This is a genomic window from Leucobacter chromiireducens subsp. chromiireducens (assembly GCF_016758255.1).
Lineage (GTDB): Bacteria > Actinomycetota > Actinomycetes > Actinomycetales > Microbacteriaceae > Leucobacter > Leucobacter chromiireducens.
In genome coordinates, this window is record NZ_QYAD01000001.1 from 1,122,548 (window position 1) to 1,148,819 (window position 26,272).

The following is a 26,272-nucleotide window of genomic DNA, read 5'->3' on the forward strand; positions in this document are numbered from 1 at the left end:
GCTCCGCCCACCGCGACCCCGCTGCGGGCTGGGCACGCGCTACGTGACGGCGCCGGCCTGCTCGAGGAGCTCCGGGTGGCGTTTCAGATAGCCGTCGATGAACCAGCACGACGCGAGTACCCGTCGCCCGCGCACGATGTCATCGGTCACGGCGCGATGCGCGAGCAGACCGGAAAGCCCCGTACCGCGGTACGCATCGTCGACGAGGGTGCTGTCAAAGTTGATGGTGCCCGCGCTGTTCGAGTCTGCGGCACCCCCGGCGAGCGGCTCGCCGCTGAGCGTGTAGTGCGCGTAGCCGATGGAGCGCACCGGCTCGCCTTCGACGGTGTGCGTGATGATGAATCCCGAGTTCTCCGGGTCGTGCACGATGAGAAAGCCATCGACAGCAGCCTGGTCTTCGGTGAGATATCTGGCCATGTGCTCAGCCTAACTTCGGGGTGGGGAGAACGCACGAGATATTCTGAGGCCATGGGAAAGAAGTCGCGCCTGGCCGGGGGAAGTGTGTCGAGTGCTGCTCTCGTGCTTCTGGCGGCGGTGGCGCTGAGCGGCTGCTCGGGCGCGCCCGAGCCAGAACCCGAGGTGCTCTCGGCGAGCGAAGCAGGAACGGCCTACCTCGACGCAGTGTGCCCGGTGAACGAGGCGTGGGATCGGGCCGACGCCGCACTCGAACGCTTCCGCATCGCCGTGACGCTCGGCGACCGCGACGTCGCCCCGCTCGCTGAAGCGCTCACTGAAGTCGCACAGGCGAGCGGCGAGGGCGCGAAGCGCCTGGACCCCGAGCGTTCCGTATGGCCGCGTGCGGCAAGCGACGAGGTTGAGGCGGTGCGCGCCACGCTGCTGAGCGACCGCGCGCAGGCGCGTGAACTCGCGGAACTCGACGCTGCGGCTGTGCTCGACTACGCCTGGGATGGTGCGGGCGAGAGCGGTGCGGCCGCCGCTGCCGCGCGCGCCGCGCTCGAACTCCCCGACGACCCCGACGCCGCGTGTGCAGAGCGCGCCAAGCAGCTTGCGGACGAGCGTGCAGCGAAATCAACTTCGAAGTCCCCGGACACCAACGAGAAGGACACCACGGACCGTGACTGAGTCGAACACTGGCACCGAGGCCCTCTCGAGCGGGATCGCGGGAACGCCGCAGCTCGCCGTTGAACGCGCGCTGCGCGCGGCGGCGCGAGCGGGAAACCGAATGCTCGCGGGCGGCGTGGCGAGCGTAGAGCTCAGCGATCCCACGCAGCGAGACCTGTTGCACACCGCGCTGCAGCGCATGGGCGTGCGTACCGCCCCTGCGGCCCACCCCACCGTCGAGTTCGCGTTTGCGGACACGGCAGGCATCGACGCGAGGCCTGCGGGCGCAGATACTCGGGCGGCTGCGCAATCGCAGGCGGGCGCTCTGCCCCCGGTGCGCGTGGGGCTCGACGGTTCCCTCGCATCGCCGCGCGCTGCCTCAGCCGAGGCGAGGATCGCGTGGGCCGCCCAGGGCATGCCGGCAACCGCGCAGCTCGCCCAGACGCTCGCCGAGGCGACCGGGGATCACGCCCCGCGCATCGCGGTGAGCCTGGTGCTCGAGCCGAAAACCGCCGCATTCACGCTCGCGCTTGCGGACGCCGGGTGCGAGGTCGCTGTATTCAGCGCGGTCAGCGAGACCGACCCGGAGGTCGCTGCGGCGCTCGCGGCGACGGGGCGCGTTGCAGTGTTCGCGCCCACCACCGCGCTCGCCGCAGTTGACGAGGATTCCGCGCGGACCGTGCGGGAATGCGACGCACGGCACGCCGCGGCGGTGCTCGCCTGGCGCCCCGAACTGCTCATCGACGACGGCTCGCACTTGATCCGCCTGGCCCACACGGAGCAGCCCGAGGCGCTCGTCACACTGCGCGCAGCTGCCGAGGAGACGACGAGCGGCGTGCGGCCGCTGCATGAGATGGCGGCTGACGGCGAACTCCAGATACCGGTCATCGCCGTGAACGATGCGCGCACGAAGACCGGCTTTGACAACCTCATCGGCACGGGGCAGTCCTGCGTGTTCGCGCTCGCAGATGTCTGGGATGCTGCCGACCCGCACTACGCGGGGCTCAGTGGCACCCGCTGGGCGGTGCTCGGCTACGGCCCAGTGGGTCAGGGCGTGGCACGCTTCGCTGCGGCACTCGGCGCGCGGATCACCGTCGTCGAGCCAGATCCCGTTCGCGCGCTCGCGGCGCTGCACGACGGCTTCGACGCGCAGCCAAGCGAGCGTGCCCTGCCCGAGGCGGATGTGGTCGTGAGCGCGACCGGCGTGTGGCACACGCTTGACGCCGCGGGCTTCGCGCTGCTGCGCCCCGGCACGATCGTCGCAGTCGCCGGGGGGATTGACGATGAGCTTGCGCTCGACACGCTCGCCGAAACCGGGTGGACGCACCGCTCACGTGGCGCCCGGGTTGCTGAGTGGCTCGCACCCGGTGCAGACGCGGGCCCACTCGTGCTCGCCGAGGGTGGGGGAGTGAACTACTCTGCGGCGGAGGGCAATCCCATCGAGGTGATGGACCTGTCGTTTGCCACGCAGCTTGCCGCGCTGCTGCGGCTGCTCGAGACGCCGTTGCCGCCGGGGGTCCACGCGCTTTCGGTCGCCGAGGAGGAACGCGTGGCGCGCGCCGCGCTCAATGCTCGCGGCGGTGCGCCGGCGCGCCCGGTCCGCTCGGACCGCGCGGGCGGTGCGGCGCAGCCCTGGCGCGTTCACCGGTATCGCAGCCGGGCCGACGCACCCCGCGGCTAGACTTTTGGGGTGAGTACTGATCCCGCAATCGTTGTATATAGCTCCCCTCTCGTGTTCCCGGTGACGAGCCCTCGGATCACCGACGGTGCGGTGGCCGTGCAGGGGGATCGGATTCTGCACGTCGGTGACCGGCGCTGGGTGCGCGAGGCGCTCGCTGCCCGCGGGGCCGCATACACCGAAGAGCGATGGGATGGTGTGATCGCGCCGGGGCTCGTGAACGCGCACACCCACCTGCAGTACACGCACATGGCCGAGGTGGCTGCCCGCAACTACACCGGCTTCGATGACTGGGGTGACGCGTTCGATGTGGTGTACGACCGCGGCGGACACGACTGGGGTGCCGCCGCCGCAGCGGGTGCGAAGCTCAGCCTCTCCGCCGGGGTCACCGCCGCCGCCGACGTCGTCACCGACCGCGAGGCGCTGAGCGCGCTGCACGATGCGGGCATGCACGGCATCGCGTACTGGGAGGTCTACGGCAAGAGCAACGAGGACTGGGACGAGGCCGCGCGCGAAGAGGTGCGTGAGCAGTTGCGCCGTATCCCCACCCCGCCCGGGGCAGGTGTTTCGCCGCATGCCCCGTACTCGCTTGAGGTGCAGCCGCTCCTTGAACTGCCGGACATCGTGCGCGAGGAGGGGCTGCGCCTCCACATTCACCTCGCTGAGGCGCACATGGAGCGCGAGTTCGACGGGATTGACGGCTACGCGGGTCCCGGTGGTCACGGCGAGTGGCCGGAGCTTGAGGCCGACAGTTTCCGCGCCCTGCGTTCCCACGGCATCGGGGTGTCGTCCACGCAGTTCGTCGACCACCTGGGCGTGCTCGGGCCAGACTGCCACATTGCGCACGGCGTGTACGTGAGTGCGGAAGACCGTGCGCTGCTGCGCGCCCGCGGCACGAGCGTGGCCCTGTGTCCGCGGTCGAACGAGGTGATCGGCCTCGACATGCCCCCGGTAGCGGCGTACCTCCGCGAGGGCAATCAGATTGCCGTGGGCACCGACTCGCTCTCCTCATCGCCGTCACTGGATCTGCTCGCCGACGTGGCGACGCTCTACAAGGTGGCGCGTGCGCAGGGCTACCGCGGCGATGATCTGCACCAGCGCTTGTTTGGGGCTGCGACCCTTGGGGGCGCCGCGGCGCTCGGCCTGCACGTGGGGAAGGGGCGGCTCGGACAGCTGGGCGTCGGGGCGGTTGCCGACCTGGCATTCTTTGCGGTCGGAACGACCGACCCCGACGTGGCGCTCGCTGAGCTGGTGGAGGACGGGGCGGGCCGTGCCCGGCGCACCATCGTCGATGGTGTTGAGCGCTTCCGGGCGCCCGGCGTCTAAACAGGGTCGCCACCGCGCGGGCTCCGCGTATGACGGTGCGTGACGCCCCGCGCGCGAGGTGGTCTGACATCTCGTAGACTGGGGGCATACGCGCGGACCGGTTTCGTGCGCCCGCACGTCCTCCGCACCTCTCTAGGAGTTCTCCATGTCTCGCACGTCCCGCCTCGCCGCAGCCGTCGCTGTTGGCGCCGCCGCACTCCTCGCGCTCACGAGCTGCGCGGGTGGCACTGACTCGGCAACGGTCACGCCCAACAAGCTCACGATCGCGACCGGTGAGCCCGCGTACGCGCCGTGGGTGCTGAACAACGACCCCGCGAGCGGCGAGGGCTTCGAGGCTGCCGTGGCATACGCGGTTGCCGACGAGCTCGGCTACAAGAAGACGGACGTCGAGTGGGTGCGCACCAGCTTCGACGCCGCGATCGCGCCGGGCCCGAAGGACTTCGACCTCAACCTGCAGCAGTTCTCGGTGAACGACGAGCGCAAGAAGGCTGTTGACTTCTCCTCGCCGTACTTCGTGACCACGCAGGCCGTTGTGGCTGCCGGCGGCACGGACGCCGCGAAGGCAACGAGCCTCGCGGACCTCAAGGACTCGGTGATCGGCGTCGCCTCGGGTACCACGTCGCTCCTCGTTGCTGAAGAGATCATCGCCCCCACCCAGAAGCTGCAGGTCTTCAACAACGTGGATGACACGGTTGCTGCGCTCAAGAACGGCACCATCGATGCCCTCGTCACTGACCTGCCGGGCGCCTTCTATGTGCGCGACGCGCAGCTCGACGACGGTGTGATCGTCGGACAGCTCGACTCCACCGAGGGCGGCGACGAGTTCGCGATCGTGCTGCCGAAGGACTCGAAGCTCACCGCCGACGTGACGAAGGCCGTTGACACGCTCCGCGAGAACGGCACGCTCGACGAACTCATCGCGAAGTGGGTTGCCGACCAGGGCGCCCCGGTTCTGAAGTAACCCCGCGTGAGTCACCCCACCCCAGCTTCGCAGGCCGCCGGCGTCGGATCCACCGACATCGGCGGCTTCGCCGTGAGCGCGATTGAGCTGGAACGCCGCGCGTTCCGCCGCTCGCGCAAGCAGCGCTCCATCCTGGTGAGCCTCGCAAGCACGCTCGTGTTCGCCGGCGTCATCGCGATCGTCATCGTCAACAGCCCCGGCTGGGACCGCGTACGCGAGACCTTCTTCGATCCCGCCGTCGCGATCGCCTCGCTGCCGCGCGTGCTCGAAGGGCTCTGGCTCAACATTCAGGTGCTCGTCGTCGCGGTGATCGGTGTGGCGATCTTCGGCACGCTGCTCGCCATCGCGCGCACGCTGAAGGGCGCGGTGTTTACACCCCTCCGGCTGTTTGCGGCTGCGTACACCGACCTCTTCCGAGGCATTCCCGTACTGCTGGTGCTCTACCTCGTCGGCTTCGGGATCCCGGGCCTCGGGCTCACCGGGCGCATGCCGGCGCAGTTCTGGGGCGCCATCGCGCTGATCCTCTGCTATTCCGCGTACGTTGCGGAGGTGCTGCGCGCCGGCATCGACGCGGTGCACCCGTCGCAGCGGCTCGCGGCTCGCTCGCTGGGGCTCAGCCACAGCAAAACCCTGCGCCTCGTGGTGATGCCGCAGGCCGTGCGCAAGGTGACGCCCGCGCTCATGAACGACTTCGTCTCAATGCAGAAGGACGTCGGTCTCATTTCGGTGCTCGGCGCCGTCGATGCGATTCGCGCCGCGCAGATCGAGGTTGCGACGGCTTACAACTTCACCCCCTACGTCGTCGCTGGCATCCTGTTCGTGCTCATGTCGTGGCCGTTCGTGCGGCTCACCGATTGGGTCACCGCCCGCGCTCAGAAGCGCGAGCAGATCGGAGGTGCGGTGTGACCGCGCAAGACCCCGGGCCTGCCCCGGCGGACACCACCGCACCCACACCCGTGCTTGAGGTGCGCGGCGTGCACAAGCGTTTCGGGGACCACCCCGTGCTGCGCGGGATCGACCTCACCGTCGCCCAGCATGAGGTCGTGGTGCTGATTGGCGCCTCCGGCTCGGGGAAGTCGACGCTTCTGAAGACCGTGAACCTGCTCGAGCAGATCGACGATGGGCAGATCCTCTTGAGCGGCGAGGACATCACCGACCCGCGTGCACACACCGACGCCGTGCGCGCACGCATCGGTGTCGTGTTCCAGCACTACAACCTGTTTCCGCACATGAACGTGCTCGACAACGTGACGCTCGCCGCGCGCAAGGTGTTTGGCACCCCACGCGCAGACGCCGAGGCGACGGGCCGCGCGCTCCTCGCGCGAATCGGCCTGGCCGACAAGGCGGACGAGTACCCTGATCGGCTCTCGGGTGGCCAGCAGCAGCGTGTGGCGATCGCCCGCGCGGTTGCCACCGATCCCGAGCTGCTGCTCCTCGATGAGATCACGAGCGCGCTCGATCCGCAGCTCGTCGGCGAAGTGCTCGATCTCGTGCGCGAGCTGAAGGCGAGCGGCTCGACGATCGTGATGGCCACGCACGAGATGTCGTTTGCGCGTCGCGTCGCCGACCGAGTCGTGTACCTGAAGGACGGCGTGATCATCGAGTCGGGCCCGCCCGAGCAGATCTTCGAAGCGCCGCAGCGCGCGGAGACCCGCGAGTTCCTCGCGCGACTTCGCGACCCCTTCGACGCATAATCTTCCAGGTCACAGCCCAACACCGGCCAATTTGTGGGTAGACTAATACGTCTGCCTCCGAGGAATCGGCCGAACACTCCTCCCGGGGCGGGTCCGTCTTCACGCCCTCCAAGGAGCTTTCTCTCGTGACCCCCGACACCGATTCCATTCGCGTGCCGCAGCAGCCAGCTGACGCCATCGACCCCGCAGGGATGCGCGTCATCTGGCTGCTGCTCGTCGCCGCGTTTGTGGCGATCCTGAACGAAACGACGATGGCGATCGCCATCCCCGCGCTGAACGCGAGCCTCGGGATCCCGCCCGAGCTGGGCCAGTGGCTCACAAGCGCCTTCATGCTGACAATGGCCGTGGTGATTCCGACCACCGGCTTCCTGCTGCAGCGCTTCACCACCCGTCAGGTGTTCCTCGCGGCCATCAGCACCTTCATCGTGGGCACGGCGATCTGTCTGATCGCGCCAGGCTTCTCGACGCTGCTTGCAGGCCGCGTGGTGCAGGCCGCGGGTACTGGCATCATGATGCCGCTGCTCATGACGACCGTGATGAATGTCGTGCCTGCGCACTCGCGCGGCCGCATGATGGGACGTGTTGGGCTCGTGATCAGCCTCGCCCCGGCGCTCGGCCCCACCCTCTCCGGAGTGGTGCTCGACTCGCTCGGCTGGCGGTGGCTGTTCGGCATCATCCTCCCCATCGCGCTCGTCGCGCTCGCGCTCGGCGCGAAGTGGATGACCAACCTGGGTGAGACGACGAATGCGCCGATCGATGTGCTGTCGATCGTGCTCTCGGCATTCGCATTCGGTGGCATCGTGTTCGGGCTGAGCCAGCTGGGCGGCCACGGCGCGTCCGGCGTGCTGCCGCCGTGGGCGGTCATCGTGGGCGGAGCCGTATTCCTCGGCCTGTTTGTGTGGCGCCAGCTCGCACTGCAGAAGAAGGACGATGCCCTGCTCGATCTGCGCGTGTTCACCTCGCGCAACTTTGTTGTCGCGGTGATCATCATGGCGGTGATCTCGCTCGCGATGTTCGGTACGTTCTCGCTGCTGCCGCTGTACTTGCAGAACGTCGCGGGGCTCGACCCGACGGCCGCGGGCCTTGTGCTGCTCCCGGGCTCCGTGATCATGGGGCTGCTCGGGCCCGTGATGGGGCGGATCTACGATGCGCGCGGTCCGCGGACGCTGCTTGTCCCGGGCACGATCCTCATCGCCGCGGCGATGTTCGTGTACTCGACCGTGGGGACGCACACTCCCATGTGGTTCCTCATGATCGTGCAGATCGCGATGTCGGTCGGCCTCGCAAGCTCGTTCACGCCGCTCTTCTCAGCGTCGCTCGGTTCGCTCGACCGCTCGCTCTACTCGCACGGTTCAGCCGCCCTCAACACGCTGCAGCAGGTCGCCGGAGCCGCCGGCACCGCGGTGCTCATCTCGATCTACTCGGGCTTCCTGCACGCTGGCGAGGCCGAGGGGCTGCCCACCGCCGACGCGGGGGCACCCGGTGCGAACGCGGCCTTCTTCACGGCGGCCTGCATCGCGCTCATCCCAGTGGTGCTCGCGTTCTTCATCTCGAAGCCGGAAGAAGCGGAGGGTGCGCCCGCCGCGCACTAGTGTCCTGAGGCCGGGCGCCGTGGCAGACCTGGGGGCATGACCCGCATCTCTGGCCGCGCGCTCGGCACCTGGAGCCTCCGCATCGACGCCGCGTACTGCTTCGTTCTCGGGCTGTTTGTCGCGTTCGCCGCGGTGACGGCGGCGAGCTCGCTCATTGTGCTCGCGATTGTCGCGATCGCGCTCGATGTCGCGCTCTTCGCGGCGAGCCAGGCACTCGCGCTCCGCGCGCTACGCACCCCCCGCGGGGCTCTCCGCAGCGTAGGCGGCGGATCAGCCGAGTGCGCTGATCGAGCGACGCACCGCCTCTGCGAGCTGGCGCACCGCTGCGGAGGGGCCGCTTGGCCCCGCCGGTGCCGCAAGCAGCAGCTCGCGCGCGAAACGCGGATCCTCGATCGGGCGGAGCACCACGCCCTCCGGCGGTTGGTTGCTCACCAAGCTGGGGACGAGCGCCACCGCCATCCCCGCGGCGATGAGGCCAAGCACTACCGAGTAGTCATCCGTGCGGATGGCGACATCGATCTTGTGCCCCTCAGCGAGGAACACCTCACGCACGAGATCATCAAGCGTGTCGCCAGGCGTGGACCCCATCACCCAGCTGTCCTCGGCCAGGGTGAGCAGCGTCGCGCGGTCGAACACCGCGTGGTGCGCGGCGGGGTGAGCCGCGGGAAGCGCAAGCAACATCGGGTCAGTGAACAGGTGCGTCGTGTGCACCTCAGCGCGGAAGGGCAGCTGGTAGCCACCCGCCGCGTACACAAGCGCGGCGTCGAGGGTGTGCTGGTTGATACGCGTGACGAGCGGCGCAAGCTCCTCGAGGTGCGCGTCGAGCTCGATCCCAAGCTCGCTGACGCGGCTGACAATTCCCGGGAGGAGGCGGGCTGCGGCCGTGGGGAAGGTGCCAAAGCGGAGCCGGATCCGGCCGAGCTGTGCGAGATCGCGCACATCCGTGAGCGCGCGATCGGTGAGCCCGAGAATCTCCTCGCCCCGCTCAAGCATCAGTGTTCCGGCGGTGGTGAGCTTCGAACCGCGCGTACTGCGTGTGGTGAGGTCTGCGCCGACCAGGCGGTCGAGATTGCGGAGGTGATAGTCGACGGTGGGTTGGCTCCACCCCAGTCGGGTCGCGGCGCGGGCAACGGAACCCTCTGCGGCGACGGCGCTGAGCGCCTGCAGCTGGCGGAGGTCGATCATCGAGTATCCCCAATCCTTCTGGACCGCACCCGGGTCCCTTCCCGTGCGCGTTCAAGACAGTATATGGGGCCCGGGAGGGGTTTCCGGGGTTCTCGCCGCGGCTGCGAACGGGCATTCTGGCACCATGCTGCACCACGACTCGAACACCACTGCCCCCGTCCTCCAGGATGGCGCGGCCGTGCCCACACAAACCTCCGCCCCCGCAACCGCTCCCCGCATTGGCGCGGGCCACGAACGCGCGCCCTACGCTGAGGCGCTGCAGCGCTTCGCTGACTCGAGCCCGCTCTCCTTCATGGTGCCCGGCCACGGCAACGACCCCGAGGCGGGTGCGCAGCACCTCGCAGAGCTCTACGGGCCGCGCGTCCCGCAGCTCGACGTGCCCCTCATGCTCTCCGGGATCGACCTCGGAGATGACTCGCCGCTCGTCGAAGCGCAGCGCCTCGCCGCCGATGCGTGGGGTGCCAAGCGCACCTGGTTCCTCACGAACGGTGCGTCACAGGCCAACCGCACCGCGGCGATCGCGGTCCGCGGGCTGGGGGAGCGGATCCTCATTCAGCGAAGCATGCACTCGAGCCTCACGGACGGCGTGCTCCTGTCCGGGCTCATCCCGTCGTTCGTATCGCCCAATGTAGACGAGCGCCACGGGATTGCACACGGGCTCACGCCGCAGATGCTTGACGACGCGCTGCGTCGTGAGGCCGAAGCGGGCCGCCCCGTTTCGAGCGTCCTCGTAGTGTCGCCGAGCTACTTCGGCTCGACGGCAGACGTTGCTGGGCTCGCAGAGGTTGCTCACGCGCACGACGCGGCGATCATCGTCGACGGCGCCTGGGGCGCCCACTTCGGCTTCCATCCGGAGCTGCCGGAGTCGCCCGCGCGGCTTGGCGCCGACCTCGTGATCTCGAGCACGCACAAGCTTGCGGGCTCGCTCACGCAGTCGGCGATGCTGCACCTGGGGCACGGGCCCTACGCCGAGCGGCTGGAGCCGCTCGTTGCACGCGCGTTCTCGATGACCGCGTCAACTTCGATGAGCGGTATCCTCATGTCCTCGCTCGACACCGCGCGCCGCGCGCTCGTGCTCGGGGAAGCGCGCATTGGCGCGACGGTCGCCGCCGCGAAGGAGATCCGTGAGCGGCTGCGGGCCGACGAGCGCTTCGCTGTGATCAGCGATGGCTTCGACGCCTACGCCGACATCACTGAGACCGACCTGTTGCGCGTGCCGATCGATGTGTCCCGCCTCGGGCAGAGCGGGCACTGGGTCCGTGGCCGCATGACTGATGAGCACGGCGTCTACCTGGAGATGTCCACCGCGACGAGCGTGGTGGCGGTGCTCGGGGCGCTGCGCACGATCGATGTTGAGCGCTTCATGACGGCCCTGTCGGCTGTGGCCGACGAGGCAGCCACGTTGCCCGCTGCGGACGCGATTGCGTTCCCCTCGCTTCCTGAGGCTGGCCCGCTGCGCGTGCGTCCGCGGGACGCATACTTCTCGGAGAGCGAGGTCGTTCCGGCGGCCGACGCGATCGGACGCATCTCGGCGGATACGCTCGCGGCCTACCCGCCCGGCATCCCGAACCTGCTGCCCGGTGAGGAGATAACCGCGGACACGGTGGCGTTCCTGCAGGCGGTTGCCGCCTCACCGACCGGCTACGTGCGTGGTGCGGTCGACTCTGCGGTTGCGGGCTTCCGCGTGCTGCGCGGGGAGTAACTTGTCGTTCTGGCGCGCACTGCGCACCAGAACGCAAACGGGGCGGGATCCAAGTGGATCCCGCCCCGTTTGTTGTTGTGAGAGAAGCTTACTTCTTCTCGAAGAGGTTGCCGATAAGCGTCGAGCCGATGAGCACGACCGCGAGCAGCACCACGCCAACGATCGAGATCGCAACGACGTCGACGGGCTGGCCGGCCGACGAGAACATCGAGTCGGTGGTGTCGGCTGCGCCGGACGCGAACGCCGGGGCTGCGACGAACACCGAAGCGAGCGCTGCGGTCACGGCGGTAGCGATGCGGGTGCGGATCTTCACGTGTTACTCCTCGCGGGTGGTCGGTGGGCGCAGAACGCCAATACTGTCATCCTACCCTGCTTTCGGGGACGAGCAATCTGCCCCGCGGCGTGCCAGGGGCGCCTAGGCTGGAGACATGACGAATTCGCGGGAGCAGACACCCATTGATCGCATCGCAGAGGTGTGGGTTGACACCCTCGTTGCGCACGATCCGACGATTGGCACGTACATCGGCCGCGCGGGCGGCGGACTGCCTGATTACTCGCCCGAGGGGGCTGAAAGGTTCGCGGATGCGCAGCGAGCCACGCTCGCCGAGCTCCAGGCGGCGACGCCCGTCGATTCCGTCGACGCGGTTACGCAGGCGGACCTGAGCTCGGAGCTCACCCTGGGCCTCGCGCAGCATGCCGCGGGAGAAGCGCTCCGAGACCTCAACGTCATCGAGTCGCCGCTGCAACAGATCCGCGACAGCTTCGATCTGATGCCGACCGCAAGCGACGCAGAATGGGGCGACATTGGCGAGCGGCTGCGCGCCATTCCCGCCGCGCTCGCCGGGTACCGCGCGGCCCTCGGCGCCGGAGCGGCGCAGGGGCTCGCCCCGGCCCTCCGTCAGGTCACCGAGGTTGCTGCGCAGACGCGCCGCACCGCCGGCACGCCCGCGACTCCCGGCTTTTTCGGGCAACTGGTTGCGGGCCGTGGCGAGGAGCTCGAGGCCGCTGCTGCAGCCGCCTCTGCTGCGTATGCCGAGACGGCCGACTACCTGGAGCGTGAGCTTGCGCCCGTCGCGCCAACCACAGACGCGTTCGGGCGGGAGCGCTACGAGCTCGCATCCGAGGCGTTCCTCGGGGCGAAAGTCGACCTCGACGAGACCTACGAGTGGGGGATCGAGGAGCTCGCGCGCATGGTCGACGAGCAGGAGCGTATTGCTGCTGAGATCACGGGCGGCGCGCGCCACCCCGGTGTGGTCGCCGAAGCGATTGCGCAACTCGAGCGCGACGAGAGCCGCAAGTTGCACGGCACCGAGGCCCTGCAACGGTGGATGCAAGAGACGAGCGATCGCGCCGTCGCTGAGCTGGGGGCAACGCAGTTCGACATCCCGGAGGAGATCCGTGCGCTCGAGTGCATGATCGCACCGACGCAGGAGGGCGGGATCTACTACACCGGGCCGAGCGACGACTTCTCCCGTCCTGGCCGCATGTGGTGGTCGGTTCCCGAGGGAGTCACCGAGTTCGACACCTGGCGCGAGCTCACCACGGTCTATCACGAGGGGGTTCCCGGTCATCACCTGCAGATCGGTCAGGCGGTCGTGAATCGGGGTGTGCTCAACGAGTGGCGCCGACAGCTCGCGGGGAGCTCGGGGCATGCCGAAGGCTGGGCGCTCTACGCGGAGCGGCTCATGGAGCAGCTGGGCTATCTCGATGATCCGGCGGATCGCCTCGGCATGCTCGACGGTCAGCGCATGCGTGCGGCCCGCGTGGTGCTCGACATTGGCGTGCACCTCGGCAAGCCGCACCCCGATGGTGGGACCTGGGATGGCGACGCCGCGTTCGCCTTCATGGCGCAGCACGTCAACATGAACGACAGCTTTGTTCGCTTCGAGGTGCTCCGCTACCTCGGTTGGGCGGGCCAAGCCCCCTCCTACAAGGTGGGTCAGCGCATCTGGGAGCAGCTGCGCGATGAGGCTGCGATGCGCGCGTCGACCGCCGGCCGCGACTTCGATGTGCGCGATTTCCACCGCGAGGCGCTCGCGCTGGGCGGTGTGCGGCTCGACACGCTCGAGCGCGCGCTGCGCGGCGGGCCCAGCGCGTGAGCACCGCCGCAGCAGGGCCCTCCGGGGAACATTTCTGCCCCTGCGGGAGCGGCGAGAGCTACGCAGCGTGCTGCGGTGCGCTGCACGCCGGGGCGCCCGCGCCGAGCCCCGAACGATTGATGCGCTCGCGATTCTCAGCGTTTGCGCTGGGCCTCACCGACTACCTGCTCGAGAGTTGGGATCCTGCCACCCGACCAGACGAACTTGAGCTCGACGACACGGTTGAGTGGCGGCGGCTCTTCATTTCGGACACGAGCCGCGGTGGCCCCGGTGACGCGGAGGGCTTCGTGACCTTCACCGCGATTGGCCGTGGCGTCGAGGGACGATTCGAGCAGCGGGAGCGAAGCCGGTTCACGCGTGCCGGCGCTGGCTGGCGCTACACGGACGGCGAGGAAATCTAACCGGGCAGGCCCGTCACCCCGCGACAACAACCCCTCAGCCGGATTTCCGCGGCTGAGGGGTGACCGCGAGGTGGGACGCCGCCGGGCGGCTACGACTGCGCGCTGCGGATCCAGGCCTCGACGTCGTCCGCGGTGCGCGGGATCTCCGACGAAAGGTTCACGCAGCCGTCCTCCGTCACGAGGATGTCGTCTTCGATGCGCACGCCGATTCCGCGGTACTCCGCGGGCACGGTGAGGTCGTCCGGCTGGAAGTAGAGACCCGGCTCGATTGTGAAGATCATGCCCGGCTCGAGGATGCCGTCCATGTACATCTCGCGGCGCGCCTGTGCGCAGTCGTGGACGTCCATGCCAAGGTGGTGACTCGTGCCGTGCACCATGTAGCGGCGGTAGTACGCCGTGCCGTCGTCCTCGGGGAGCAGCCCCCACTCGCGCGTGCGCGCCTCGATGACCTGCATCGCCGCGTCGTGCACATCGCCGAAGCGGATGCCGGGGCGCACAATCGCACGCGCTGCATCGGCAGCTTCAAGCACCGCGTCGTACACACGACGCTGCACCTCGGAGAACGTACCGGAGACCGGAACCGTACGGGTGATGTCCGCCGTGTACAGGCTGTCGAGCTCGACGCCGGCGTCGAGCAGCAGCAGGTCACCCGCGCGCACCGGCCCATCGTTGCGGATCCAGTGCAGGGTGCACGCGTGCGGACCCGAGGCCGCGATCGTCTCGTAGCCGACGGTGTTGCCGTCGAGGCGTGCGCGCTGATTGAAGACGCCCTCGACGATGCGCTCGCCGCGCGGGTGCGCGCTCGCCTGCGGCAGTGCGGCAAGGACCTCCGTAAAGCCCTGCGCGGTTGCGTCTACCGCGGCCTGCATCTCTGCGATCTCGTACGCGTCCTTCACGAGCCGCAGCTCGGAGGCTGCACGCGCAAGATCGGCATCCTCAAGCGTGCGGTCGCCCGCGGCGGCTGCGAACTCAGCGAGGTGTGCCGTGCGGACGCCCAGCGCCGAAGCGACCTGGCCGAGCGAGGGGCGCGGCCCAATCCAGAACTCCCCGATCTCGGGGTTCGCGAAGAACTCGTCGCTGTCGCGTCCCGCACGTTCGCGGAAGTACAGTGTGGCCTCGTGCGACTCGCCTGCGGGATCGAGCACCAGGACTGCGCCCGGCTCGCTCTCCGCGCCCCACCCCGTCAGGTGCGCGAACGCGCTGTGGGCGCGGAACGGGTAGAACGTGTCGTTTGACCGCTGCTTCATCGCGCCGGCCGCAATCACGAGACGCTCGCCCGGGAAGAGCGCGCCGAGCACGCGGCGACGCGTCGCGGCGTGCGCGGCGACGGGCAGCTCCTCCGGCAGTTCCTCGGGGCGCTCGGCCCAGTGCTGCGAAATGTAATCCGCAAATGTGCTCGTCTGCGGAGTAGTGCTCCGGTTGCTGTTGTCGATCTCCACCTCGTGAGTGGTCTGCGCGCTCTCAGTCATACCCCCATCCTCTCACCCCGGGCTGAACGCTGGCACCCCTCTGGCATGCGCTCAGCACCGCGGAGTATCGTCTGGATTGGGCGGTGATCCCGCCCACACCCAACGGAATGGAGCACGTGAATATGGCTACGTATGATGTTGCGGATCGTTCGGCGATCGTCACCGGCGCAGGTTCTGGCATTGGGCGCGCGGTTGCGCTGCTGCTCGCCGAGAATGGTGCCCAGGTTGTCGTCCAGGATCTCTCGGAGGACGCCGCGAACGCGGTTGTCGCTGAGATCACGGACGCGGGTGGCACCGCGGTCGCGGTAGTTGGCGACGCCGGGTCGACGGAGGTGATTGATGCGGCAGTCCGCGCCGCGGAGAAGCTCGCGCCGCTTCGCATCGGCGTGAACAATGCGGGAATCGGCGGCGCCGTCGCACCGACCGCGGCGTACACCGATGATGACTGGCAGCGGGTCATCGACATCAATCTCTCCGCGGTGTTCCGCGGAACGCGCGCGCAGATCACGCAAATGCAGGCCAACGGCGGTGGCGCAATCGTCAACCTGGCGTCGATCTTGGGCAGCGTCGGCAGCGCGTACTCGCCCGCGTACGTGGCGAGCAAGCACGCTGTCGTTGGCCTCACGAAGACTGCGGCGCTGGAGAACGCGGCGACGGGCGTACGGGTCAACTCAGTAGGTCCGGGCTACATTGATACTCCGCTCCTCAAGAATGCCGACGACGCGGCGCGGGCGGCGCTGATTGCGAAGCACCCCATGGGACGACTGGGTCGTGCCGAGGAGGTCGCACAGCTTGTCGTCTTCCTCGCGAGTGATGCCGCCTCGTTCGTCACGGGCAGCTACCACCTCGTTGACGGTGGGTACACCGCGCCGTAGTGGCGACCGAGACCTCCTAGAATGAGGAAATGACCGGGACCGCTGGCTACGACCTGCACACACACTCCGTGCACTCGGATGGCACCACGACACCAGCGGAGATTGCGCGCGAAGCCGCCAGTTTGCAGCTCGGCGGCTTCGCGCTCACCGACCACGACACCGTCTCCGGGTGGGATGAGGCGCGGGCGGCGGCGGCGCAGCACGGCATCGACTTCCTGCCAGGCATGGAGATCACTACCGAGCACGCCGGGCGGTCCCGGCACCTCCTCGCCTACGGCATCGATCTCGCAGCAGCCGAACTCTTCGAGGCTCTCGCGCTCGTGCGCAGTGCCCGCCTGGAACGGGCGAGAGAGATGGTGCGCCGAGTGGCCCGCGACTACCGGATCAGCTGGGAGGACGTTGTCGGTGCCGAGAACGAGCGCACGGTCGGGCGACCGCACATTGCCGATGCGCTCGTGGCTGCGGGCTACTTCGCGGACCGCAGCACTGCGTTCGAGCGCGTACTGTTTCCGGGCTCACCGTACTATCTCGGCACCTACGCGATTGCCACGCGTGACGCGATCCGCATGGTGCGCGCTGCCGGGGGCCGGGCCGTTCTGGCGCACCCCGCCGCGATGCGCCAGCGTCGCCCGACAGACCCGATCGAGCTCGCAGAGCTCGCCGAAGCCGGGCTCTGGGGCGTGGAACTCGATCACCCGGAGCACCGGGCGGAGTGGGTGCCGCCCCTCACCGAGGCAGCCGAGCGACTCGGCCTGGAACGCACCGGAGCCAGCGACTTTCACGGCGCAGGGAAGCCCAACAGGCTGGGGGAGCGCACGACGCCCGCCGCGGTCGTGGCGCGCTTGCGCGTTGGCCTCGCAACGCCCCGCTGATCCTCGAGCGTGCGGCGGAAAAAACACTCGGGGCCCGGGATCACGTCTGTGATCCCGGGCCCCGAGTGCGTGGCGTCTGCCTAGGCCGCGGGAGCCTCGCCGGCGGGAGCCGAGCCACCCTCGGTGGCGTTGCTCGTGCCATCGGTTGCCGCCCCCTCGGCACCGCGGCCGGAACCACCCCGGCGGCGGCGACGACGACGACGCGGTGCGGCATCGCCCTCAGCCTGCAGCGGGGCACCGGGCTCGCCGCCACCATCCGCGTCGTGGCCGTGCTGCTCGTGGCCGTGGCTCTCGTGACGGCCGGGGCCCTGCGGGTTCGAGTCGCGCGTGCGACGGCGCGTGCGCGAGCCATCGCTCGTACGCTCACCGGAACGCTCGCCGCGCCCGCTCGAAGCGCTACGACCGCCGGCCGGCCGCTCCTTCACAGGGGTCGCCTTCAGGCGTCCCTTCGAACCCTCGGGGATGTTCAGGTCGCTGAACAGGTGTGGCGACGACGAGTACGTCTCGATCGGCTCCGGCACGCCGAACTCGAGCGCCTTGTTGATCAGCGCCCACTTGTGGAGATCATCCCAGTCGACAAACGTGACGGCGATGCCCGATCGGCCTGCACGGCCCGTGCGGCCCACACGGTGGAGATAGGTCTTCTCCTCGTCGGGCACGGTGTGGTTGATCACGTGCGTCACGTCGTCGACGTCGATGCCGCGGGCAGCGACGTCGGTAGCGATGAGGATGTCCTTCTTGCCGCTCTTGAACGCCGCCATGGCGCGCTCGCGCTGCTCCTGGTTGAGGTCGCCGTGCACCGAGGCCGCGTTGAAGCCGCGGTCCACGAGCTCCTCCTGCAGCTTCGCCGCCGCGCGCTTCGTGCGCATGAAGATGACGGTCTTCCCGCGGCCCTCGGCCTGCAGAATGCGGCCGATCACCTCATCCTTGTCGAGCGAGTGCGCGCGGTAGATGATGTGCTCGATGTTCGCCTGCGCGGCGCCCTCATCGGGATCCGTCGCGCGAATGTGCACGGGGTTCGACATGAAGCGGCGCGCCAGCGTCACGATGGTGCCCGGCATGGTCGCCGAGAACAGCATGGTGTGACGGATCGCGGGAATCTTCGAGAACAGCTTCTCAATGTCGGCGAGGAAGCCGAGGTCGAGCATCTTGTCGGCCTCGTCGAGCACCATCTCGCGTACCTGCGAGAGGTTGAGGATGCGCTGGTTCGAGAGGTCGAGCAGGCGGCCCGGGGTGCCGACGACAATCTGAGCGCCCGCCTTGAGCTGCTCGATCTGGCCCTCGTATGCCTTGCCACCGTAGATCGAGACGACGGTTGCATCGCGGCCCTGCGCAGCGAGCTGGAGGTCCTCGGTCACCTGGACGGCGAGCTCACGCGTGGGCACCACGATGAGGGCCTGCACGCCGGGCTCGGGGGAGGCGCCCACACGCTGCAGCAGCGGCAGACCGAAGCCGAAGGTCTTGCCGGTGCCGGTCTTCGCCTGGCCAATGATGTCCTGCCCGGTCAGCGCGAGCGGGATGGTCTGCTCCTGGATCGGGAAAGCATCAATGATGCCCTTGCCGGCCAGCGCGTCGACCATGTCTTGGTCGATGCCGAGTTCGAGAAAAGTCGTCACGGGTGCGTCCTTCGGGGGTGCGGTGCTGCGCGGTGATACCGAAGAGCGCAGCGGCCGGCGCTCCTGCGTCGCCGGCGGTGAATACGTACAACGACCAGTCTATTCCCGCGCGCGGAGTACGGCGGGGAGCGTTGCCGCGGTTCGTTTCGACCGGGATCGCTCGCGCGCACGCGCCGGGCATGCGCGCGTGGCGATCGCTGCGGCGCTAAGCTGTCAGAGTGTTCGAGTGGATCCGTGGGCTGCGCAGGAAAAATGCCCCTGCCCGAAAGCTGCGCTCGCGCGGCGAGGGGGCCGACACGGAGCGTGTCGAGCTCGCCGAGCTCGCGCCCGGCATTCTGCCCTTCCTGGGGCTGACCGCCTACCTGCAGCTCGAACTCTACGAAGCAGCGACGCGCGCCGTCTCCGGCGCCCCAACGCTCGAGGCGAAGAACGTGCTCGCGGAGATCGCGGGGCAGACGCTCTCGAAGCACCAGCTGCTCACCGCGGAGATCCGCGATCGCGGACACGAACCGCACGTGGTGATGGCTCCGTTCTCGCCGGTCATCGACTCGTACGTTGAGCGCATTGACACGCCCGACTGGCATCAGCACGTGCTTTCGCTCTACCTCGTCGGTGGCCTCTTCGATGACTTCTTCGCGAGCCTCGCAGAGGGGCTTCGCGACAGCTACAAGTCGGAGGCGATCCGCATTCTGCGCAACGACGCAGGCCGGGCCGAGCTGAAGGCGCTGCTTGAGGCGGCGCTCGAGGCGGATTCGGGGCTGTCGAGTTGGCTCGCGCTGTGGGGGCGCCGCCTGGTCGGTGACACCCTGCTCGTCGCCCGCGCCGTGCTCACACTCAGCGAACGGCGCGAGTTCGACGCGAGCGAAATGGAGCCCGTCTTCACCGAGCTCATCGCCGATCACATCCGCCGCATGGACGGCCTCGGCCTCACCGCCTGATCGTGCTCATGTCGACGCCGCGCTGTGAGTACTTCGAGGCGGGCCGCTGCCGCTCGTGCACGCTGATCGAAACTCCAATCGCCGAGCAGCTGGCCGCAAAGGACGCACGATGCCGCGAGCTCTTGCCCGAGGTGCCGGCGGCCGCATGGCTCCCGATCGCCGAAGGCGGCGATCGCAACTTCCGCAACAAGGCAAAGCTCGTTGTGGGCGGCTCAGCCGGCAACGTGACGCTTGGCATCCTCGGGCGGGATGGTGAGGGCGTCGACCTGCGCGACTGCCTCATCCAAGAGCCCGTGATCCGCGCGGTGATCCCGCGCCTCGCGGAGTTTCTGAACGCGACCGGGCTGCCGCCGTACAGCGTGCCTCAGCGTCGCGGCGAGCTGAAATATCTGCACGTCACCGCGGCGCCTGCAGGGCGGCTGATGCTTCGTTTCGTGGTGCGCACGGAGGAGGGGCTTACCCGGATTCGCAAGCGCTTGGCCGAACTCCGCGCGGCGATTCCCGACGCCGACGTGATCTCTGTCAACCTGCTGCCCGAACACGTCGCACTGCTCGAGGGCGAGCGCGAGGAGTTGCTGCTGGGCTCCTCACTCACGATGGAGCTTGGGGACGTCTCGCTGCACCTACGGCCGCAGAGCTTTTTCCAGACCAACACCGCGGTGGCGCAGGAGCTCTATGGTCAGGCGTCGAGGTGGGTGGAGCGCCGCGATCCCGCATCGATTTGGGATCTGTACTGCGGCGTCGGCGGCTTTGCGCTCGCCTGTGCGCCGCGCGCGGGAACTGGCGCCGCGCGCGCCGTACTCGGCGTGGAACTCTCAGAGGCCGCCGTTGCCTCCGCTGAGCGGAGCGCTCGTGACGCTGGGATCGATGCCCGCTTTGTTGCCGCCGATGCCACTGCGTTTGCGCTCGACGCCCCCGCGGCGTCGCTGCCCGAGCTGGTCATCGTGAACCCGCCGCGCCGCGGCATTGGCGCGGAGCTCGCTGCCTGGCTGAATGATTCCGTGGTGCCGAGCGTGATCTACTCGAGCTGCAACCCGGAGAGCCTGGCGCGGGACCTTGCGGCGATGCCGAGTTTCCGTGTGCGCGAAGCACGTGTCTTCGACATGTTCCCGCACACCGGGCACCTTGAGGTCATGGTGTTGCTGGAGCGGGGAGCGTAGTCGTCCACTTGGGCTCGGCCCACCGACCGGGCTCGGCGAGCGCCGACCAGCGGAGCGAAAGCTCTGGGGCGGTCCCAGTGCCGCCGACCGCGGCGTCGCAGACCAGCAGTGACTGGGTGGGGTAGCCGTGCGGGGTGTTGTCGCGAATGATCGCCCGATCGTCGTGCGGGCCGAGCGTCGCGCTGTGTGCGAGCACCGTGTGCCAGCGGTCGCGCCAGGACTCGGGGCTCGCTCCCTCAGCCGCCCGCTGAAACTCGGGCAGCCACCGTGCGATACGCGGCGACCCCGGGTCGTCGACCTCGAAGTGGTCGACCATGTGCACGCCCGGCAGCAGCGGTTCGCGCCGGAGCGCGCTGCCGTCCCAGGAGATCACCTCCGAGCCACCCGGTTCGATCGTCACGAGGGTGAATGCCGGCGTGGTGGGTGAAGTGGTGGGCAGTTCGCCCCGCGCTGCGGCGAGGGGGAGCGCGCCGCGTGAACTGAACCCGGACGCGGGTTCGGGCACCTCCGCGGCTCGGTTCAGCAGCACCGCGAGGCGGCCGGACTCGGGCTCCGCGGCAAGCCAGGCCCCACCGGCGCGGCGATCGCGCACACCACGCACCCCAGGGAACGTGTCTGGCCACCAGAGGCCGGGCGGATCCCACGCTCGCGCTGGATCCTCGTCGCGAATCGCGAGCAGCCGAACCTCGCCGTTCGGGTTCGCGGGGACATCGATCACCACCGTGCACATGGCCCCGAGTGTAGCTGGGCGGGTTCATACCCCGATTCTGGGCGGTGAGTGCGAGGATGGGAGCGTGAACATTGTGCTTGGAGTCAGCGGCGGGATCGCCGCCTACAAAGCCGTCGCGCTCGCGCGCCTCCTCGTCGAGGCCGGTCACGAGGTGCACGTCATCCCCACGGCTGACGCGCTGCGCTTCGTCGGGCAGCCCACCTGGGAGGCGATCAGCCGTCACCCCGTCACCACCTCGGTGCACGACGACGTTCCCGAGGTGCGTCACGTGGCGCTCGGACAGCGCGCCGATCTCGTCGTGGTCGCGCCCGCGACCGCGAACACGCTGGCGCGGATGACCGCGGGCCTCGCTGATGACCTGCTCGGTACGACGCTGCTCGCCACGCGCGCGCCCGTGGTTGTGGCGCCCGCGATGCACACGGAGATGTGGCAGCACCCGGCGACACAGGACAACGTGGCGATTCTGCGCTCGCGCGGAGTCGTCTTTGTGGGGCCGGAGAGCGGACGCCTCACTGGGGACGACACGGGCCCGGGACGACTGAGCGAGCCCGCCGACATTTTCGCGCGCATCGAGGAGATCCTCGAGGCCGGCGTCGCTGCGGATGCCGCGGCGGCCGTGGGGCTCGAGCGGGATCCCGAAGCGCCGATCCTGCCGCTCCCCGCGGGGGAGGACGACGCGACCGTGCTCGCTCCTGTGGTCGTGCCGGGAGCGGCCGCGCCCACGAGCGTGTTCCCGAGCGCAGCTGCCGACGACGTGGCTGATGATGATGAGGGCACTCACGCAGAGCCGGGCGACTTTGACGGCGTGCGCGTGCTCGTGACTGCCGGCGGTACGCGCGAGCCGATTGACCCGGTGCGCTACCTGGGCAACCGGTCGAGCGGGCGGCAGGGCGTCGCAGTTGCGGCGGCGGCTGCGGAGCGCGGCGCGAAGGTGGTGCTGCTCGCAGCAAACATCGACGAGGCTGTTCTCGCGGAGGTCGCAGACCGACCCGCCGTGCGGATCGTGCCGGTCGGTTCAACTGCCGAGCTGGAGCAGGCGGCGCACGCGGCTGCTGCGGGCGCGGAGGCCGTGATCATGGCGGCTGCGGTGGCTGACTACCGGGTTGCGGATGTTGCCGACGGCAAGCTCCGCAAGGAGGACTCTCCGGGGGTCGCGCCGACGCTCTCGCTCGTCGAGAACCCGGACGTGCTGGTCGGCCTCGTGCAGGCGCGGCGTCCCGGCCAGGTCATCGTCGGCTTTGCCGCGGAGACTGTGGAGAGCGAAGAGGAACTGCTCGAGCGCGGTCGGCGAAAGCTCGCGCGCAAGGGCGTCGACTTGCTCGCGGTGAACGCGGTGGGGTGGAACGAGGGCTTTGAGTCCGCGGAGAACGCGTTGCGTGTACTCGACGCCGACGGCACGGTGGTGTCGAGCGTGGCCGGCTCGAAGCGTGAGGTTGCTGAACGTCTGCTCGACGCCGTGCGCGACGAGCTCGATGCTGCGGCACGAGAATAGTCCGGAGCGCGGGGCGGTGCATGCCCCGCACACGACAGTGCCCCGGGCGGCCGCGATCCCCTGAACGGAGGACCGCGCCCGCCCGGGGCACTGTCGTGTGCGGTGGCGTTAGCTCACGAAGCCGATGCGACGCTCAGCCTCGCCGCCCAGCTCGATGTACGTCACTGCGTCTGCGTTCACGAGGAACTGACGCCCCTTCGTGTCCTGCAGCGTGACGAAGTCGGACTCCTTCGATGCGGCCGCCTCAAACAGGCCGCGCACCTCGTCGGCGGTGGCGTCGGTCTCGAAAGCGAGCTCACGGGGTGACTGCTTGATGCCGATGCGAACTTCCACGGGGCCTCCTCTAACGGGTGGCGCTTCGGCCACACGGTGTGCATGTGCTTCGAGTCTACGGCGATGAGCCTGCGCAGCACCGGGAACGGGGCCTGCGTTCGCCCTGAGCGCAGCACCTGTTCCCGGCTACCCGCGGGTGGGCGGCGCGGGGGTGAGCGTCAACTCATCACTTGTATGCTCGGCTACCGCAGCCGGTGTGAAATTCCACGGGTACTGCTCGCCCCGCGCCCAGCCGGCTGACTGGTCCGTGTAGTTCGGATGGAATGCGTGACCACTTGCGCCCGTCAAGTTCTGCCACGTCGAGGCATCCCAATCGCTCAGATCGATGACCATGCGCATGGAAGGAACGGAGCTCGTCGCGTACCCCTCGTCGAGGTCCCAGCCCGTCGCGTTGACGACGCCCGAGCCACCGCCAACCTCGATCGGGCCGCGGTTGAACAGCCACTCGATCGGTGCGATGCCGCTCGTGCCGAATGTGCCGTGTGTGAGCGGGAGGGCGTGCAGCGTTCCCCAGTTCCACCGGTCTGGACGGGAGCCCTGCAACGTCGTGATCTCGTGCACGGCCCGCTCAGCGCAGAGATCCAGAAACTCGGCCTGGGTGGTGGCAAGGCCGTTCTCCGCGCTCTGCCACCAGGGTGAGTCCGGATCGTCGAGCAGACGATCGAACAGGAGAGCGAAACGTGACTGATCGTCGCGGGGAATGGGGACCACCTGCTCATCGGTCAGCTGCGCGGTGATTTCACGCCACAGCACGTTCGCGAACGCGGCCGCGGAAGAGTCCGCGTCGTTCTGCCCATCCCACTCTGCGAGGAGCGCGAGAGCCGCCGTGAGGTCCTCATTCTCGACGGTGAGGTCCGCGTAGGCGCGCTGGAGTGAGGCCGCCGCCGGGAACTGATTGTCCATGTGGATCTCGGCCATATCTCGCGCGGAGACTGGGCCGGCGGCAATCCGCTCGTCGAGGAGCTCCGCGATGCGCGCGGCACGGTACCCCGTGTCCCAATCGCGGCTGAGGAAGTAGCGGTACTCGTCGGTGACGATCGCGTTGTTCGCGGTGACGATGACCCCGGAAGCCGGGTTGTACGCGGTGGGTTGCTCCGCGAAGGGAATGAAGCCCTGCCAGTCGAACGCGCTGTCCCAGCCGGGCTGGGGGAGCCAGCCATCGCCCGCGCCGCGGATGGGGAGCCGTCCCGGGGCTTGGTACCCGATGTTCCCTGCGCGGTCTGCATAGATGAGGTTCTGTGCAGGAACATCGAACTGCGCGGCGGCGAGCCGGAAGTCACCAAAGTCGCGTGCCCGATTGAGCGTGAAGATTGCCTCCGCGGTGGTCGAGACGTCGAGCGCGGTCCAGCGCAAGCTCACCGCGAAGTCTCCGGGTGGCAGCTCGTCCTCTGCGGCGGCGTCGACCGCGGCGTCGGCGGGCGGCAGCTCTGCGGTCCCGTTGGACTCACTCGAGGCTGCCGGTGCGGGCCGAGCGCCCGTGACGCGGGGCTGCTCGCTGATCGCGGTGAAATCGGGTTCCAAGCCCGACACGATGGGGCCATGTCCGGTTTCGCGGATTTCGAGTTCAACGTCCGCCCCACCGGCAACCGCGATGGTCTCCGTGCGCGTCGTAAAGGGGTGCTTCACCCCGTCCTGCCAGTACCCGTCGGCCTCGACGCGCTCAACGTAGAGGTCGGCAACGTCGGTGGTGAGGTTGGTGAAGCCCCACGCGATTTCCGCGTTGTGGCCGATTACGATGCCGGGAAGTCCAGAGAAGCTGAAACCCGCGACGTCGAAGGGGCACTCGGGCGTGACCGCGCTGCAGCGCAACTGCATCTGCGTCCAGACGGAGGGGAGCGCCGCGCTCAGGTGCGGGTCGTTCGCGAGGAGGGGGAGCCCCGTGGTGGTGTGCTCGCCAGACACGACCCAGGAGTTCGACCCGATTCCTTCCGTCTGCTCGCTGATGAGCGCGCTCACCTGCGCCCGCTGCTCTTCAAAACGAGCGAGCGCGGGGAGTGGTGCTGGAACGACGGGGGCCGTGGCGCTCGCGTCCGCGAGGCGAGCGGTCGGCGCGACCGAGGAGTCACTGGGGTCAGCGGAACTACTGGGACCACCGGAATCACTGGGACCACCGGAATCACTGGGACGCTCGACGCGCGCAGCCGCAAAGCCGCCCGTCGGGGCAGGGATGCGTGCATCCTCGATTCCGGTGCCGGCGGGATCGTCCGCGAGGATAACCGGGTGCTCCTCGAACGGATACTCGGGGTACAGGGTGGCGAGTTGTTCGCCGTCAAGCCCCTGAGCGAGGAGCGCGCGTGCCGTCTCCTCCTCGATGTTCGTCCGCAAGTCCCAGGCCATGGCCTTGAACCACGCGACCGAATCCGCCGGGGTCCACGGCTCAGGCGTGTACTCGGCGTTCTGCAGCCCCAGCACGGCGTACTCGAGCGAGAGTTCCGCCCCAGAGCGCTGCGCAAGGTACGCGTTGACCCCAGCAGCGTACGCCTCGTAGAACGCGAGAGTCTCCGCGGGGAGCTGCGCGACCTCCTCCTCGGCGATCCGGTGCCACCCGAGCGTGCGGAGGAACGAGTCGGTGCCGAGCTGCGACTCGCCGAAGAGTTCGGAGAGCCGAGCGCTCGTCAGGTGGCGGCGGAAATCCATCTCCCAGAACCGATCCTGTGCGTGGACAAAGCCCTGCGCAAAGAACAGATCAGCGGAGGTGTCTGCAGTGATGGTGGGAATGCCATGCGCGTCGCGCTGCACCTGCACCGTGCCCGCGAGCCCAGGGGCCTCCAGTGCGCCGTTCGCCTGCGGGAATGAGCGTGTGACAGTCCAGGCACCCAGCCCAGCCGCGACGAGCGCGAGCGCGACGAGAGCTGCAACGAGCCACAGCACGATGCGCCAGGGACGACGTCGCCGGCCGGATGCTTCGGTCATGCCGCCTGGTGGGCCTGGCGGCGCCCCGACAGCTGCGGGGGCGGGGGCGAGCGTCTGCTCTGGCGCGGTCAATGTCATTGGAGTCCTCCACGGTGAGGGGTGGCGCACCCGCCTTCGAGCGCACCAGGCCAGCTGCTCGGGCACCGCACGAGCGTTCCGGATAGAACCGAGTCT

At 68.9% G+C, this 26,272-nt stretch carries 23 protein-coding genes; 15 read left to right on the forward strand and 8 right to left on the reverse strand.

The window, feature by feature from the left end; genetic code table 11:
* Window positions 1–39 precede the first annotated feature (39 nt).
* Window positions 40–417, reverse strand: coding sequence for a GNAT family N-acetyltransferase (locus D3226_RS05300; protein ID WP_202381307.1), 378 nt, complete (start codon window positions 415–417; stop codon window positions 40–42).
* Window positions 418–468: 51 nt separating this feature from the next.
* Between D3226_RS05300 and D3226_RS05305 the strand changes: the two genes are divergently transcribed.
* The 7 genes from D3226_RS05305 to D3226_RS05335 all read left to right on the forward strand — a co-directional run bounded on the left by D3226_RS05305 (window position 469) and on the right by D3226_RS05335 (window position 8,313).
* Window positions 469–1,083, forward strand: a complete 615-nt coding sequence (locus D3226_RS05305; RefSeq protein ID WP_202381308.1) for a hypothetical protein — start codon at window positions 469–471, stop codon at window positions 1,081–1,083.
* Entirely contained in the window at window positions 1,076–2,743 is a 1,668-nt protein-coding gene (locus D3226_RS05310; RefSeq protein WP_337248899.1) for an adenosylhomocysteinase, read from the forward strand. Before D3226_RS05305 ends, D3226_RS05310 begins: the two co-directional genes overlap by 8 nt.
* Before the next feature lie 9 nt (window positions 2,744–2,752).
* Entirely contained in the window at window positions 2,753–4,066 is a 1,314-nt protein-coding gene (locus D3226_RS05315) for an amidohydrolase family protein (RefSeq protein WP_202381309.1), read from the forward strand.
* A gap of 145 nt (window positions 4,067–4,211) precedes the next feature.
* Complete coding sequence (locus D3226_RS05320; protein WP_202381310.1) at window positions 4,212–5,027, forward strand: ABC transporter substrate-binding protein; 816 nt, start codon at window positions 4,212–4,214, stop codon at window positions 5,025–5,027.
* Between the two features lie 57 nt (window positions 5,028–5,084).
* Window positions 5,085–5,933 carry an ABC transporter permease subunit gene (locus D3226_RS05325; protein ID WP_202381551.1) on the forward strand — a complete coding sequence of 283 codons (849 nt, stop codon included), beginning with the start codon at window positions 5,085–5,087 and terminating at the stop codon, window positions 5,931–5,933.
* Window positions 5,930–6,721 carry an ATP-binding cassette domain-containing protein gene (locus D3226_RS05330; protein WP_202381311.1) on the forward strand — a complete coding sequence of 264 codons (792 nt, stop codon included), beginning with the start codon at window positions 5,930–5,932 and terminating at the stop codon, window positions 6,719–6,721. Before D3226_RS05325 ends, D3226_RS05330 begins: the two co-directional genes overlap by 4 nt.
* A 125-nt stretch (window positions 6,722–6,846) precedes the next feature.
* Window positions 6,847–8,313, forward strand: coding sequence for an MDR family MFS transporter (locus D3226_RS05335; RefSeq protein ID WP_337248900.1), 1,467 nt, complete (start codon window positions 6,847–6,849; stop codon window positions 8,311–8,313).
* Window positions 8,314–8,583: 270 nt separating this feature from the next.
* On the opposite strand, the gene D3226_RS05340 is transcribed toward D3226_RS05335, so the two are convergent.
* A complete protein-coding gene (locus D3226_RS05340) occupies window positions 8,584–9,498 on the reverse strand; it encodes a LysR family transcriptional regulator (protein WP_202381312.1) in 915 nt (304 codons plus the stop codon).
* A gap of 124 nt (window positions 9,499–9,622) precedes the next feature.
* Between D3226_RS05340 and D3226_RS05345 the strand changes: the two genes are divergently transcribed.
* Entirely contained in the window at window positions 9,623–11,200 is a 1,578-nt protein-coding gene (locus D3226_RS05345; protein WP_202381313.1) for an aminotransferase class I/II-fold pyridoxal phosphate-dependent enzyme, read from the forward strand.
* Window positions 11,201–11,288: 88 nt separating this feature from the next.
* Here D3226_RS05345 and D3226_RS05350 read toward each other — a convergent pair whose 3' ends face one another.
* Window positions 11,289–11,513, reverse strand: coding sequence for a hypothetical protein (locus tag D3226_RS05350; protein WP_202381314.1), 225 nt, complete (start codon window positions 11,511–11,513; stop codon window positions 11,289–11,291).
* Between the two features lie 115 nt (window positions 11,514–11,628).
* Here D3226_RS05350 and D3226_RS05355 point away from each other — a divergent pair, with 115 nt between their 5' ends.
* Window positions 11,629–13,299 carry a DUF885 domain-containing protein gene (locus tag D3226_RS05355; RefSeq protein ID WP_202381315.1) on the forward strand — a complete coding sequence of 557 codons (1,671 nt, stop codon included), beginning with the start codon at window positions 11,629–11,631 and terminating at the stop codon, window positions 13,297–13,299.
* The gene (locus D3226_RS05360) at window positions 13,296–13,700 is read left to right on the forward strand and encodes a YchJ family metal-binding protein (RefSeq protein WP_202381316.1); all 405 of its coding nucleotides are present in this window, start codon (window positions 13,296–13,298) and stop codon (window positions 13,698–13,700) included. Before D3226_RS05355 ends, D3226_RS05360 begins: the two co-directional genes overlap by 4 nt.
* Window positions 13,701–13,789: 89 nt before the next feature.
* Here D3226_RS05360 and D3226_RS05365 read toward each other — a convergent pair whose 3' ends face one another.
* The gene (locus D3226_RS05365; protein ID WP_202381317.1) at window positions 13,790–15,169 is read right to left on the reverse strand and encodes an aminopeptidase P family protein; all 1,380 of its coding nucleotides are present in this window, start codon (window positions 15,167–15,169) and stop codon (window positions 13,790–13,792) included.
* A 122-nt stretch (window positions 15,170–15,291) separates the two neighbouring features.
* On the opposite strand from D3226_RS05365, the gene D3226_RS05370 reads away from it, so the two are divergent.
* The gene (locus D3226_RS05370) at window positions 15,292–16,044 is read left to right on the forward strand and encodes an SDR family NAD(P)-dependent oxidoreductase (RefSeq protein ID WP_237462246.1); all 753 of its coding nucleotides are present in this window, start codon (window positions 15,292–15,294) and stop codon (window positions 16,042–16,044) included.
* Between the two features lie 29 nt (window positions 16,045–16,073).
* Window positions 16,074–16,916, forward strand: coding sequence for a PHP domain-containing protein (locus tag D3226_RS05375; protein ID WP_202381319.1), 843 nt, complete (start codon window positions 16,074–16,076; stop codon window positions 16,914–16,916).
* 80 nt (window positions 16,917–16,996) lie between these two features.
* On the opposite strand, the gene D3226_RS05380 is transcribed toward D3226_RS05375, so the two are convergent.
* The gene (locus D3226_RS05380) at window positions 16,997–18,532 is read right to left on the reverse strand and encodes a DEAD/DEAH box helicase (RefSeq protein ID WP_337248901.1); all 1,536 of its coding nucleotides are present in this window, start codon (window positions 18,530–18,532) and stop codon (window positions 16,997–16,999) included.
* Between the two features lie 218 nt (window positions 18,533–18,750).
* Between D3226_RS05380 and D3226_RS05385 the strand changes: the two genes are divergently transcribed.
* Both D3226_RS05385 and D3226_RS05390 read left to right on the forward strand, forming a co-directional pair.
* Window positions 18,751–19,470: a ferritin-like fold-containing protein gene (locus D3226_RS05385; RefSeq protein ID WP_202381320.1), complete on the forward strand. Its 720-nt coding sequence runs from the start codon at window positions 18,751–18,753 to the stop codon at window positions 19,468–19,470.
* Between the two features lie 8 nt (window positions 19,471–19,478).
* Window positions 19,479–20,630, forward strand: a complete 1,152-nt coding sequence (locus tag D3226_RS05390) for a methyltransferase domain-containing protein (protein WP_202381321.1) — start codon at window positions 19,479–19,481, stop codon at window positions 20,628–20,630.
* Here D3226_RS05390 and D3226_RS05395 read toward each other — a convergent pair.
* Window positions 20,602–21,360 carry an NRDE family protein gene (locus D3226_RS05395; protein ID WP_202381322.1) on the reverse strand — a complete coding sequence of 253 codons (759 nt, stop codon included), beginning with the start codon at window positions 21,358–21,360 and terminating at the stop codon, window positions 20,602–20,604. The two genes, D3226_RS05390 and D3226_RS05395, sit on opposite strands and share 29 nt — an antisense overlap.
* Window positions 21,361–21,424: 64 nt before the next feature.
* Here D3226_RS05395 and D3226_RS05400 point away from each other — a divergent pair, with 64 nt between their 5' ends.
* Complete coding sequence (locus D3226_RS05400) at window positions 21,425–22,852, forward strand: phosphopantothenoylcysteine decarboxylase domain-containing protein (RefSeq protein WP_202381323.1); 1,428 nt, start codon at window positions 21,425–21,427, stop codon at window positions 22,850–22,852.
* Window positions 22,853–22,960: 108 nt separating this feature from the next.
* On the opposite strand, the gene D3226_RS05405 is transcribed toward D3226_RS05400, so the two are convergent.
* Entirely contained in the window at window positions 22,961–23,185 is a 225-nt protein-coding gene (locus tag D3226_RS05405) for a DUF3107 family protein (RefSeq protein WP_202381324.1), read from the reverse strand.
* 126 nt (window positions 23,186–23,311) lie between these two features.
* Complete coding sequence (locus tag D3226_RS05410; RefSeq protein ID WP_420029084.1) at window positions 23,312–26,176, reverse strand: penicillin acylase family protein; 2,865 nt, start codon at window positions 26,174–26,176, stop codon at window positions 23,312–23,314.
* Between the last annotated feature and the right edge of the window lie 96 nt (window positions 26,177–26,272).

What these genes read in the sequence shown, in the direction of transcription:
- D3226_RS05300 (WP_202381307.1), bottom strand. Translation starts at nt 417, where the DNA reads ATGGCCAGATATCTCACCGAAGACCAGGCTGCTGTCGATGGCTTTCTC.
- D3226_RS05305 (WP_202381308.1), top strand. Translation starts at nt 469, where the DNA reads ATGGGAAAGAAGTCGCGCCTGGCCGGGGGAAGTGTGTCGAGTGCTGCT.
- D3226_RS05320 (WP_202381310.1), top strand. Translation starts at nt 4,212, where the DNA reads ATGTCTCGCACGTCCCGCCTCGCCGCAGCCGTCGCTGTTGGCGCCGCC.
- D3226_RS05340 (WP_202381312.1), bottom strand. Translation starts at nt 9,498, where the DNA reads ATGATCGACCTCCGCCAGCTGCAGGCGCTCAGCGCCGTCGCCGCAGAG.
- D3226_RS05345 (WP_202381313.1), top strand. Translation starts at nt 9,623, where the DNA reads ATGCTGCACCACGACTCGAACACCACTGCCCCCGTCCTCCAGGATGGC.
- D3226_RS05355 (WP_202381315.1), top strand. Translation starts at nt 11,629, where the DNA reads ATGACGAATTCGCGGGAGCAGACACCCATTGATCGCATCGCAGAGGTG.
- D3226_RS05365 (WP_202381317.1), bottom strand. Translation starts at nt 15,169, where the DNA reads ATGACTGAGAGCGCGCAGACCACTCACGAGGTGGAGATCGACAACAGC.
- D3226_RS05370 (WP_237462246.1), top strand. Translation starts at nt 15,292, where the DNA reads ATGGCTACGTATGATGTTGCGGATCGTTCGGCGATCGTCACCGGCGCA.
- D3226_RS05375 (WP_202381319.1), top strand. Translation starts at nt 16,074, where the DNA reads ATGACCGGGACCGCTGGCTACGACCTGCACACACACTCCGTGCACTCG.
- D3226_RS05390 (WP_202381321.1), top strand. Translation starts at nt 19,479, where the DNA reads ATGTCGACGCCGCGCTGTGAGTACTTCGAGGCGGGCCGCTGCCGCTCG.
- D3226_RS05395 (WP_202381322.1), bottom strand. Translation starts at nt 21,360, where the DNA reads ATGTGCACGGTGGTGATCGATGTCCCCGCGAACCCGAACGGCGAGGTT.
- D3226_RS05410 (WP_420029084.1), bottom strand. Translation starts at nt 26,176, where the DNA reads ATGACATTGACCGCGCCAGAGCAGACGCTCGCCCCCGCCCCCGCAGCT.